Annotated in this window: 13 protein-coding genes; 11 read left to right on the top strand and 2 right to left on the bottom strand. The window is 41.4% G+C overall.

Translation table 11 applies throughout. The annotated features are described in order from the left end of the window. Positions 1 to 5 precede the first annotated feature (5 nt). Complete coding sequence (locus ACR2F3_RS02715; protein ID WP_432708443.1) at positions 6 to 536, top strand: RNA polymerase sigma factor; 531 nt, start codon at positions 6 to 8, stop codon at positions 534 to 536. 71 nt (positions 537 to 607) lie between these two features. Here the strand turns inward: ACR2F3_RS02715 and ACR2F3_RS02710 are convergent, their stop codons facing one another. Next, positions 608 to 1,399: an SDR family NAD(P)-dependent oxidoreductase gene (locus tag ACR2F3_RS02710; protein ID WP_432708442.1), complete on the bottom strand. Its 792-nt coding sequence runs from the start codon at positions 1,397 to 1,399 to the stop codon at positions 608 to 610. Positions 1,400 to 1,602: 203 nt separating this feature from the next. Here ACR2F3_RS02710 and glpK point away from each other — a divergent pair, with 203 nt between their 5' ends. From glpK to ACR2F3_RS02665, 9 genes are read left to right on the top strand one after another with little or no spacing between them, the layout of a single operon-like run. Continuing rightward, positions 1,603 to 3,102: a glycerol kinase GlpK gene (gene glpK, locus ACR2F3_RS02705; RefSeq protein ID WP_432708441.1), complete on the top strand. Its 1,500-nt coding sequence runs from the start codon at positions 1,603 to 1,605 to the stop codon at positions 3,100 to 3,102. Between the two features lie 19 nt (positions 3,103 to 3,121). Further along, the gene (locus tag ACR2F3_RS02700; protein WP_432708440.1) at positions 3,122 to 3,853 is read left to right on the top strand and encodes an MIP/aquaporin family protein; all 732 of its coding nucleotides are present in this window, start codon (positions 3,122 to 3,124) and stop codon (positions 3,851 to 3,853) included. Positions 3,854 to 3,897: 44 nt separating this feature from the next. Next, positions 3,898 to 4,893 (top strand): N(4)-(beta-N-acetylglucosaminyl)-L-asparaginase, encoded by a 996-nt coding sequence (locus ACR2F3_RS02695; RefSeq protein ID WP_432708439.1) that lies wholly within the window; start codon positions 3,898 to 3,900, stop codon positions 4,891 to 4,893. A 49-nt stretch (positions 4,894 to 4,942) separates the two neighbouring features. Then, the gene (locus tag ACR2F3_RS02690; protein ID WP_432708438.1) at positions 4,943 to 5,671 is read left to right on the top strand and encodes a copper homeostasis protein CutC; all 729 of its coding nucleotides are present in this window, start codon (positions 4,943 to 4,945) and stop codon (positions 5,669 to 5,671) included. Positions 5,672 to 5,694: 23 nt separating this feature from the next. Further along, positions 5,695 to 6,828: a hypothetical protein gene (locus ACR2F3_RS02685; RefSeq protein WP_432708437.1), complete on the top strand. Its 1,134-nt coding sequence runs from the start codon at positions 5,695 to 5,697 to the stop codon at positions 6,826 to 6,828. A 48-nt stretch (positions 6,829 to 6,876) separates the two neighbouring features. Continuing rightward, a complete protein-coding gene (locus tag ACR2F3_RS02680; RefSeq protein ID WP_432708436.1) occupies positions 6,877 to 7,260 on the top strand; it encodes a hypothetical protein in 384 nt (127 codons plus the stop codon). A gap of 2 nt (positions 7,261 to 7,262) precedes the next feature. After that, positions 7,263 to 8,060: a HipA family kinase gene (locus ACR2F3_RS02675; RefSeq protein ID WP_432708435.1), complete on the top strand. Its 798-nt coding sequence runs from the start codon at positions 7,263 to 7,265 to the stop codon at positions 8,058 to 8,060. Then, positions 8,038 to 8,421, top strand: a complete 384-nt coding sequence (locus ACR2F3_RS02670; protein ID WP_432708434.1) for a DUF3037 domain-containing protein — start codon at positions 8,038 to 8,040, stop codon at positions 8,419 to 8,421. Before ACR2F3_RS02675 ends, ACR2F3_RS02670 begins: the two co-directional genes overlap by 23 nt. A 3-nt stretch (positions 8,422 to 8,424) precedes the next feature. Then, a complete protein-coding gene (locus ACR2F3_RS02665; protein WP_432708433.1) occupies positions 8,425 to 10,332 on the top strand; it encodes an AAA domain-containing protein in 1,908 nt (635 codons plus the stop codon). A 130-nt stretch (positions 10,333 to 10,462) separates the two neighbouring features. On the opposite strand, the gene ACR2F3_RS02660 is transcribed toward ACR2F3_RS02665, so the two are convergent. Continuing rightward, on the bottom strand, positions 10,463 to 11,668 hold the full coding sequence (locus ACR2F3_RS02660) for an inositol-3-phosphate synthase (RefSeq protein ID WP_432708432.1): 1,206 nt from the start codon (positions 11,666 to 11,668) through the stop codon (positions 10,463 to 10,465). A gap of 102 nt (positions 11,669 to 11,770) precedes the next feature. Here ACR2F3_RS02660 and ACR2F3_RS02655 point away from each other — a divergent pair. Beyond that, positions 11,771 to 11,961: hypothetical protein (locus ACR2F3_RS02655; protein ID WP_432708431.1), on the top strand; the 191-nt coding region annotated here is incomplete at its 3' end.

Genomic DNA, 11,961 nt, shown 5'->3' with positions numbered 1-11,961 from the left:
AAATTATGGAAAATAAAACGACGGATTTTAACCATGAATTGTACATGTATAAGGACTCTTTACGTTCTTTTGCATTTTCGTTTACTAAGGATGCTGATGATGCCGACGATCTAGTGCAGGATACTTTGTTAAAGGCTATCCATTATGCCACTAAATTTAAAGACGGTACAAATTTGAAAGGATGGTTGTACACTATTCTTAAAAACACCTTTATTAATAGCTACCGCCGGAAAACAAAAATTAATTCTTTAGTGAGTGTTACGGATGAAATTACGTCGGACCAGCTGAAATTTAGTGCCTCTAATAATAGAGGGGAGAACAAATGTATGATGGATGATATTCATAAAGCCTTAGATAAACTTCAACCTGAATATTATGTGCCATTTATTAAATATTTTGAGGGATACAAATACCACGAAATAGCCCAGGAACTCCACATTCCAATTGGAACGGTAAAGACTCGGATTCATGCAGCGAGAGGAATTTTAAAGAATAATTTAAAAATGTACCAGGAACAATTTTCCAGACCTAATTAATTACAGATTTTATCATTTAACCAAATCACCCTACCTGTTTGAGGTCATTCAACAGGTAGGGTGATTTATTATTATTCATCAACAGGTTTCTGTTGTTCATTCATGGAATGTGCAGCTGCCCGATCTGTCATTAGGTTCGTCATTGCTACCTGAAGCTTGTTTTTCAAGCCTGATATCACCTTATCTTTACCGGATAAGAGTGCATCATAGCCATCTTTGGCCACTTTCGCAGGATCTGCTTTGTCATTATCATGAACCATTTTACTATCATTCATATCAGCCTTATTAAAAAAGTCAGTATCAGTCACTCCGGGTAATAAAGCAGTAATAGTCACATTACTGCCTTTCACCTCTTCTGTTAGGGCTTCTGAAAAAGAGAGCATAAATGCTTTTGTACCGTGGTATACTGATTGCCACGGCCCTGGGGCCTTACTTGCAATTGAAGCGAGATTCAGAATCATACCCGAATTCCTGTAAAGCATGTCTTTTAAAAAGTATTTAGTTAAAATTACAACTGCCGAAATATTTAGTTCGATAATATCCAGCTCTTTATTCAGATCTGTGTCTTCAAATTTGCCGTAAACACCCTGTCCTGCATTATTAATTAATACCTCGACATCTATGCCATGACTTTTTACGGATTGGTAAATGGAGAGCGTGTCTTCGCGGTTAAAGAGGTCCTTTACCAGGGAGATGATCTCTACGCCAAATTCTCCTAATTCTCTTGCCCTTTGGTCTAGATGGTTCTTGTCACGTCCGATAATGATGAGGTTGTATCCATCTTTCGCAAATAATTTGGCCAGTTCAAAGCCTATTCCACTGGATGCACCTGTAATAAGTGCGTATTTTTTATGATTAGCCATGTCGTTCATTTTTAAGTTGTTAGTCTTGAATGAGAACAGGTTGGTCAATTAAATGTTTTTACAGAATAAAACCTGTACATTTTTGCGCTTCTTTCGTTTACATATTAGTTGCTCGCTTTCAAAAAAATCCTTTACTTTAAAATTAATATATCCAGTTAATGGATAACAAACCAAAATAAATCTAATCTCAAATCTATTACAAAATGGAGAAGTACATCATGTCCTTTGACCAAGGTACAACTAGTTCAAGAGCCATCATCTTCAATAAACAAGGCAAGATTGTTTCCACCGCACAACATGAGTTTACACAAATCTACCCTCAATCAGGATGGGTAGAGCATGATGCGCAGGAAATTTGGTCCACACAAATTGCGGTAGCCACAGAAGCCGTTCTTAAAGCAAATTTAAAGTCAGTAGATATAGCGGCTATCGGTATTACCAACCAAAGGGAAACGACTGTGGTATGGGATATGGTTACTGGTGAGCCAGTTTACAACGCAATCGTTTGGCAGGACCGGCGAACAGCTGCGTACTGCGACGAGCTTAATCGTCAGGGTTATGGTAATGAAATACAAAATAAAACGGGTTTAATAATCGATGCTTATTTTTCAGCCACTAAAATCAGGTGGATACTGGAAAATGTAGATGGTGCTAGAGAAAAAGCTGATGCTGGACAACTCTTATTTGGAACCATTGATAGCTGGCTGATCTGGAAATTAACTGATGGATTAGTACATGTTACTGATGTGACCAATGCCTCGAGAACCATGTTGTATAATATTCACACTTTAAACTGGGATACCGACTTACTGAAACTGTTTAGTATTCCAGAAAACATGTTACCAAAAGTGAAGTCATGTAGTGAAGTTTATGGTGAAACTTCGGGAAGTTTGTTTGCACAGAAGATTCCAATTGCAGGAATAGCTGGCGATCAGCAGGCAGCTTTGTTCGGTCAGATGTGTACTATACCCGGAATGGTAAAAAATACGTATGGCACCGGATGTTTCATGCTAATGAATATTGGAGAGACACCAATTTTATCTAACAACAACCTCGTCACTACAATTGCCTGGCAAATAAATGGCCAGGTAAACTATGCACTCGAAGGAAGCATCTTTATTGCTGGCGCTGTGGTACAGTGGCTTCGCGATGAGCTTAAAATCATTACTTCTTCAAGTGAGGTGGAGACCCTGGCGATGAAGGTAGTAGATAACGGTGGTGTATACATGGTCCCTGCGTTTGCCGGTTTGGGTGCACCACATTGGGATCCTTATGCCCGGGGAACTATTTTTGGTTTGTCACGTGGTTCCAACACCGGCCATATTTGCCGTGCTGCCCTGGAAAGCATTGCCTTTCAAACAATGGAGGTGCTGAAAGCGATGGAGGCTGATTCAGGTCTAAGCATCAAAGAACTGCGTGTGGATGGTGGTGCCACCGCCAACAATTTGCTGATGCAGTTTCAGGCTGATGTACTGGGCGTTAATGTGGCGAGGCCAGAAGTAACTGAGGTCACCGCTATTGGCGCAGCGTACCTTGCGGGTTTGGCTACAGGCTTCTGGAGTAGTGTTGATGAAATTCAATCTCAATGGAAGGTAGATCAAGTATTTGAAGCCCATCAGAAAGAGAACCTTTTAGAAATGATCGGTAATTGGAGTAAAGCGGTCAACGCAGTGAAACACTGGGCTAAAACAACTGAAAACTAATTAAAAACTTATATACAATATGAACGGATTTATTGCTGAAGTCATTGGAACTATGTTTGTTATTCTTATGGGAAACGGCGTTGTGGCCAATGTAGTATTGAACCAGACCAAAGGTAACAACAGCGGTTGGATGGTTATTACAACAGGCTGGGCACTTGGGGTGTTCGTCGGGGTAGTAATTGCTAGCCCATATAGTGGAGCTCATTTAAACCCGGCAGTTACCATTGGTCTGGCTATTGCTGGGAATTTTGAATGGGCTACTGTGCCACTATATATTCTTGCCCAATTTATTGGTGCTATGGTAGGTGCCTTATTGGTATGGCTTGTTTATAAAGATCATTTCACGGCAACGGGGGAATCTGAATTAAAAGCGGCAGTGTTTTGCACAAGTCCTGCTATTCGTAATACCACCTCTAATTTAATAAGTGAAATTGTTGGTACTTTTGCACTCCTATTTGTGATATTTCACTTCACCAACGCAGAAATGGGTGCCGATAAAACTCCTGTTGGCCTTGGATCACTTGGTGCCATTCCAGTTGCTTTTTTAGTGTGGGCTATTGGACTGTCCTTGGGGGGGACTACTGGGTACGCCATTAACCCCGCCCGTGACCTTGGTCCGAGAATCATGCATGCCATATTACCTATTCCTGGAAAGGGTAGTGGCAATTGGGGGTATGCCTGGATTCCTGTTATCGGGCCAATTATTGGGGCTGCAATCGCTGCATTTCTATATTTGTATTTTAAAGTCTAAACCGAATGACCATTAACAGAAGAAAATTTCTAACAACCGCTACTATGTCCGCAACAGTGCTTGTCCTTGACAAGCGTAGTGCAAGCGCTATGATTCCTTCAATAATAAATCAAGGCGTAAACCCAATTGTCATTTCCACCTGGGATTTCGGAGTTGCTGCCAACCGTGCTGCCTGGAAAGTACTACAGGGCGGAGGCCATGCACTTGACGCCGTGGAAAAGGGCGTATGGGTACCCGAAGCTGACCCAAAGAACCAGACCGTTGGGTACGGTGGTTTACCTGACCGCGATGGGCGGGTAACCCTCGATGCCTGTATTATGGACGAAAAAGGGAATTGCGGTTCAGTTGCAGGTTTGGAGTTTATTAAACACCCCATATCCGTTGCCCGCAAAGTGATGGAAAAAACACCACATGTGATGTTGGTGGGCGATGGTGCTTTACAATTCGCCCTGGAAAATGGATTCAAAAAAGAAAATTTATTGACCAAAGAGAGTGAGAAAGCCTGGAAGGAGTGGCTAAAAACCGCTAAATATGAACCAACCATGAATATCGAAAATAAGCTTTACGATAAAGTTGCTCCAACTAAATTGCCGGGAAACCAATATAACCATGACACCATCGGTATGTTAGCCATTGATAAATCGGGCAATATATCGGGAGCCTGCACCACGAGTGGTATGGCTTATAAATTACATGGCCGTGTTGGAGATAGTCCAATTATTGGTGCGGGACTTTATGTCGATAATGAAATTGGCGGCGCAACGTCTACTGGTGTCGGTGAAGAGGTAATCAGGAATGTAGGAAGTTTCCTTGTTGTCGAGCTCATGCGCCAAGGCTTAAGCCCCGAAGAAGCTTGCAAGGAAGCCGTCATGCGAATTATCAGGAAGAAACCTGCCACAGCTAAAGAAATTCAGGTGGGGTTCCTCGCCATCAACAAAAAAGGAGAGTATGGTGCATATGCCATCCAAAAAGGATTTAGTTTTGCAGTGTGTACAGCACAAAAAGATGACCTCATTATACCTGGGAAAAGTTATTATTAACCTCTAATTGTAATACAATTATCTTATCATTACTATGGAGCAAATACAAATGGAAGTCTGCGCCAATGGCCTGACTTCTGCCTTAGCCGCCGAGCAGGGGGGTGCCATCAGAGTAGAGCTTTGTGATAACCTGCTTGAGGGCGGAACAACGCCCAGTTATGGCCAGATTAAGTTGGTTACTGAAAATTTAAATATACAGGTCTATCCTATTATACGTCCTCGCGGCGGCGATTTTTTGTACTCTGACCTCGAATTTGAATTGATGAAAGCAGATATTCAGTGCTGTAAAGCGCTTGGTTGTGATGGAGTGGTCATCGGCATGTTGCTAGAAGATGGAAGTGTAGACGTAGCCCGTTGTGCTGTACTCATAGAGATTGCCCGGCCGATGAAAGTAAGTTTCCATCGTGCCTTTGACCGTTGTGAAGATTTAAAAATTGCCATGGAAGATATCATTGCCCTTGGCTGTGAGCGAATTCTCACTTCAGGCGGTAAACCTTCGGCACTTGAAGGCGCATCTGTTATCAAAGCACTTATTGAGCTGGCAGCCGGTCGTATAGAGATTATGCCCGGCTCAGGTATTCGTGATCATAATATCAGAGAGATTATTCAGCTGACCGGTGCAAAAGTTTTTCATGCAACAGCAAAATTACCGGTGTCCTCCGCTATGCAATACGTCAATGTTGTGTTGAATCAGGCGGCAGTAGGTGATGAAAACAATTATGAATTGACAACAACAGCTGCCGTTGAACAATTAATAAAGAGGGCTAATGGAAGCTAACCGACGCACCTAATATTAAACCAATGTCTGCGAAAATTGAATTGCTTTCAAAACAGGCTGATAGGCTTTCTGGAAAAACAACTGTTCCACAGTTCAACTTTTCACTGCCCCGGAAACATGATGTTGTGGTTCCTCTCGGCATTCCCGATGCTAACAATCACCCATCAAACCCTTATTTCCTGTTTAACTATTCTATTAATAACCCATCGATTATAAAACTGAGCTATGAAGTGTTTGACGCTAACGGCGAGCTTTATTACAGTTTGAATTTGCCAGCCGCTTATGGTACACCTGGCGAGTATAAGCTGCTGTGGGATGGTTTTGATAATCAAGATATCTTCGATAGCCGTCGTTTTGATCATAAACCATTTAAGGCTAGTTTGACAGCCTGTTGGCCCGAGGGCAGTAAAACACTTTCCGTTTTTTTTGCAGCGCGATATCACGTAGTACCTTGGCTGGACGTCATTATATCAAGACCCGAAAAACGTATAAATGTGATCTTAAGGACTCATTTTAAAGACGGTGGCAGTGCAACGGCCGATCGAAGTTTTAAGGAAAATAAAGCAGCACGCGAAAGAAGCTATGAGGATTTGCTACGGTTAGCACAGGAAGGCATATGTTACCACTGGAGTAGAAATCGTAATCATCCCGTCGGTAAGAATATTGTTTTAACCGATAGTATTGCTTACGAGGTATTTGTCGAAACTGTTAACACTTACCATCACGCAATAAAAACACCTAGTATCGTTTATCAATCTAATGGACGGATGCGCAGGTCAAGGAACTGGGAATTGTCGAGGCTATTGTTTTACAATGTAGGAAAGTTAAAACGTGCCGGAAAATGGCTGGAAAAAAAGCCATTGCTTGCCGATGCAGATTTTAAACAAACTGCTGCACATGAAATAGGGCATGAAATTTTGCTTGCCTATGGTGGACATATCTATTCGAAAACTCATAAAGGCAGTTCTACATTGCTAACACAGCGTCCGCTTGGAAATTATCTTCTCCCTTCAACAGGGGAGATCGATCTGATGCTTTATTATGTTACCCAACCAGACCATCCTGTTTCGTCAAATTTTTACAAGAGAAATGTAGCGAGCGAAAGGGATGTAAAGAGCTTGATCTGGCTTGCGCAGATCGCTTACCAATTAGTTTGAATTGCTAAAATATATTGATAAATTGGTTTAAACTTTAAACCAACTTTTATGAAAAAGCTACACGTTTTTATTACAGGCGTATTTTTAGTACTCCTAGTGTCAGTAAATCTTAAAGCCCAAGAAAAAACAGATTATTTTATTGGGAAATGGAATATCTTTGTGGCAGGTACTCCTAACGGTGATGTTAAATTTATCCTTTCACTAGAAAGAAAAGACGGGCTGTTAACGGGAACGGTAAATGATGAGGCCACCAATGCAGAGATCTCGAAAGTCACGAAAGTGGAGGAAAAGGATCAAACCATTACAGCCTATTTTTTTGCCCAAGGTTACGATCTTACCCTTTACCTGGATAAAAAAGATGATACGCATGTGGTAGGAAACCTTTCAAATATGTTCGATGCCACAGGCGAACGCATTACTGAAGCTAAATAACTATGATCAACCATTCACCTCATCTACGTACAGTCAACGTGATCAGGTATGTTACTCCCTTAAGAGAGGGGGGATCCATGCCTGCTTTGGCTGCTGCCGATGATGAGTTTTTATATGTATTAAAATTCCGTGGAGCGGGACAGGGCCCTAGGGCCCTGATTGCCGAACTTATTGGTGGCGAAATAGCAAGAGCGCTAGGCCTGCGAGTTCCGGAACTGGTATTTGCTAACCTCGACGAAGCCTTTGGCCGTACCGAAGCTGACGAAGAAATACAAGACCTGCTAAAGTTCAGTATCGGACTTAATTTAGCCCTTCATTACCTTAGTGGCGCCATCACCTTTGACGCAGCGGTTACCACTGTGGAACCAGAACTGGCCTCTCAAATTGTATGGTTAGATTGTTTACTCACCAATATGGACAGGACGGCAAGAAATACCAATATGCTGATGTGGCATAAAGAACTTTGGCTCATTGACCATGGTGCATCCCTCTACTTTCACCACTCCTGGAACAACTGGCAGGAGCAGGCCAAAAAACCGTTTTATCTGGTTAAAGATCACGTGTTACTTCCACAGGCTTCAGAAATGGAAAGTGTAGATGTAGCTTTTTGTAAAATTCTAACCCCCGAATTTATATATGCTGTTGTACAATTAATCCCAGATGACTGGTTAACAGATGAGTCTGCTTTCCAATCTCCCGAAGAGTATCGGCAGGCCTACGCTTATTTTCTAAATACCCGAATTGCCCATTCATCCACTTTTGTTAAAGAAGCGCAGCATGCCAGAGCAGTACTTATATGAATATGCGCTAATTCGGGTTGTTCCTAGGGTAGAACGCGAAGAATTTCTCAACGTAGGTGTCATCCTGTTTTGTGCAAAAAAGAAATTTCTGAAATTAAATTATACGCTTAATTCGACCAGGCTACACGCTATTGCGCCACAACTTGATTTGGAAGAACTGGAAGAACACCTGAAAGCCATGAGTAGAATTTGTTCTGGAGCTAAAGACGCAGGCACCATAGGACGGCTGGACCTTCCTTCCAGGTTTAGGTGGTTAACGGCTACCCGCAGTACGGTAATACAGCCCTCTAAAGTGCATCCTGGCTTTTGTGAAAATGCCGACCTCACCCTGGAAAAATTACACCAAAGTCTGGTCTTATAATACATGGAATATTTTAACCGTTTACAACAGCTCCTGCAACTGGAGCAGGAAGAAGACCTTAGAAACTATCAACAGTTAACTTCTACGTCCTCCATAGCAGATCGGCGCGGCTATGGCCTGTCTTGGTATCCAGTAGCGATCAGGGGCTCAGAAATGAGTCGCGGCGATTACCTCAGTGTGGAATTTGAACGAACTACACATCACGACTTGCCCCATCAATTGCGATTTGGCATGCCGGCAGCACTCTTTTCTAACCACCACCCGAAAACAGACCGGGTGGAGGGTATTATCTCTTATGTAGGCGGTAACAAACTCAAATTAACATTGAAAACCGACGAGCTGCCCGACTGGGCCAGCGACGGAAAGTTGGGTATAGACTTGTTGTTTGATAACAACAGTTATGATGAGATGAAAAAGGCGCTCCGGGCCGCGGCATTACCTGATGAAAACAACACGTCTTCTTCATTGGTTAAAATTTTAACAGGCGAAAAAAGCCCGGCGTTTAAAACAATGCCTTTTCTCCCCGTCATTGACTCACTGAATGCCTCACAACAGCAAGCGGTTGATCTAATTCTTTCAGCCCAGGATTTGGCTATTGTGCACGGTCCTCCTGGTACCGGAAAAACAACCACCCTGGTACAGGCTATAAAAGCCTTAAACAACCAAAATCATCAACAGGTACTGGTTGTGGCGCCCAGTAATACGGCGGTCGACTTACTAAGTGAAAAACTTGCTGCCCAAGGTTTAAAGGTCATCAGGGTAGGTAATCCTGCCCGGGTATCAGCAGAGCTAATGTCTTTAACGCTTGACCATCACATATCCGTTCATCCAATGATGAAGGAGATTAAATCGCTTAAAAAGCGGGCTGCCGAGTACAAAAACATGGCTCATAAGTATAAACGTAATTTCGGCAGGGCAGAGAAAGAACAGCGCAAAGCGTTGTTTGACGAAGCCTACAAAATTATGAAGGAGGTGGATAAAACAGAGCAGTATATAACAGATCAGGTATTAGATGGTGCACAAGTAATTGCTGCGACGCTGGTGGGGGCCAATCATTATACCGTTCGCCAGCGGAAGTATGCCACAGTGTTGGTTGATGAAGCTGGTCAGGCGCTGGAACCCGCTAACTGGATCCCCATACTTAAAGCGGATAAAGTAATCTTTGCAGGCGACCATAACCAATTGCCGCCAACCATCAAATCACTTGACGCGGCTAAAGGCGGGCTTACCAAAACATTGTTTGAAAAGTGTGTAAGCTTGCACCCCCAGGCTGTGGCACTCCTTGATGAACAGTATCGTATGCATCAGCAGATTATGGGATACCCGTCAAAGGCATTTTATGAGAACAAGTTGAAGGCACATGCCACGGTAGCCAAAAATTTGTTATATCCAGGTGATGAACCTTTATTATTTATTGACACTTCCGGCTGCGGTTTCGAAGAAAAAGCGGAAGGTACAAGTACCATTAATCCTGATGAGGCCGCACTACTCTTAAAACATTTAACCGATACCGTCAACATTCTAAAATTTCACTATACCTTGGAGCATTTTCCAACCATAGGGATTATATCGCCATATAAGCAGCAAATTCAAGTTATAAAAGATCTATTGGCGCAAACCCCAGTGTTGTCCGACTATGGGTGTAAAATTACAGTCAATACCATTGATAGTTTTCAGGGGCAGGAGCGCGATATGGTATATATTAGCTTAACCAGAAGCAATAATGACGGGCAGATTGGTTTTCTGGCCGACATCAGGCGCATGAATGTGGCCATGACCAGGGCTAGGAAAAAATTGGTGGTCTTTGGCGATAGTGCAACGCTTTCACGTCATGCCTTTTATGACAATTTTATTCAATACGCAGAACAGCAAAATGCCTACCATAGCGCGTGGGAATTTATGACGCTTTAAATTTATTGATTGCAACTCCTAAATTGCAATTTATCATTAGCGAGGTATAGATAAGAAGTCAATTTATTAAGAAAATAAAAAGGGTTGTTTCGGAAGAAACAACCCTTTTTATTTTCTTATATATCTTTTACTATACAATTATTGCATTCTTCAATTGTTTTCTAGTAGACTCTGTTAACTCACGGTTTGCCAGTGCATGACATTCCATGATAGCGTCGCTAAACATCATTTGTTGAGGTGGTGTTTTCTGCGTAGATGCAGACGGACCTCTTAACGCACCTACCAAACCTAATTCTCTTGCTACATATACATAACGGATGGCATCGATAACCACACCAGCCGAGTTAGGAGAATCCTGTACAGATAACTGTGCATCAAATATAACAGGGGCACCCATAAAACCTTCTAATTCTAAACGGAAGTTAGCCACTTTGTTATCGCCATAGTAAGGAATGTACTCTGAAGGTCCAGCATGTAAAAAACTATTTTCTGTAGATATACCTCTGATGTCATTTTGTGCTCTGATGACATTCTCTTTTGATATTTTTTTAGATTTCAAACGGTTTTTATCTTCCATGTTTAAGAAATCGGTGTTACCGCCAACATTTCTCTGGATATGTGCTTTCACATGGTGACCACGCTCGAAAGCAAGCTCCTGTAACATCTGAGAAACGATACTAGCACCAAACTGGCTGCGCATATCATCACCAATGATTGGAATGCCTGCGTTGATGAACTTTTGTTCCCATACTGGATCAGAAGCGATAAATACAGGGATACAGTTTACTAATGAGATACCTAATTCAATACAAATTTCTGCATAGAATTCAGTTGCCAGTTGAGAACCTACCGGAAGGTAGTTTATCAGAACCTCTACTTCGTGTGCCTTTAATTGGGCAATGATTTCATTTCTAATACCATAAACCAGATCTTTATCATAAGAAACAGCTTCTTTTAATAAATCAGTCGTTTTTAAATCCTCTGCAACTACAAACCTATCCTTTTCAGGGTAAGCTTCCATTAATGGAGAAACACCATCTAAAACAGGAGATCTGTAAATAGGTGCTTCTGTTCTTACATCATCGTTTAATATAATTGTACAATTAGGTTTTGCAAAGATGGCATCTTTTAACGTAGTACCTATTTTACGTTCGTCAATTTCAAACCCGCAAACAAATTCTATGTTTTTAGCTTTATAACCGCCAATGTTGTCAGTCATTAAGCCTGATTTTTGATCACTGTTTTTTGTGTAATATTCTACACCTTGTACAAGTGAACTGGCGCAATTTCCTACGCCTAAGATTGCAACCTTAATTTTATTTTCTGGGTTATGCATTATCTAATGATATTGTTATTTTAGTTAAGTGTTTGACTGGTAACATGTTATTTAGCATGGCAGGAATTTTTGCTTTTTCTATAGTTTTTATGAATGATTCTTATGATAAAAAAGAAAGAAAGGATATATTTAATGAGTAATGTTTTACATATTTGTAATTTAAATAACAATAAATCAAATGGTATTAGTCATATTGTTCCAGAACACTTTTTAAATCAACAAAGATATGCTAATGTTGGAATTATAAATTGTAATGATATGATTATTGAAAAACTGATAGGAAAAAATAATGT

Origin of the sequence: Pedobacter sp., assembly GCF_045627485.1 — a bacterium.
Taxonomy (GTDB): domain Bacteria; phylum Bacteroidota; class Bacteroidia; order Sphingobacteriales; family Sphingobacteriaceae; genus Pedobacter.
The sequence above is the reverse complement of the archived record's forward strand: the minus strand, read 5'-3'. Positions and strand labels throughout refer to the sequence as shown.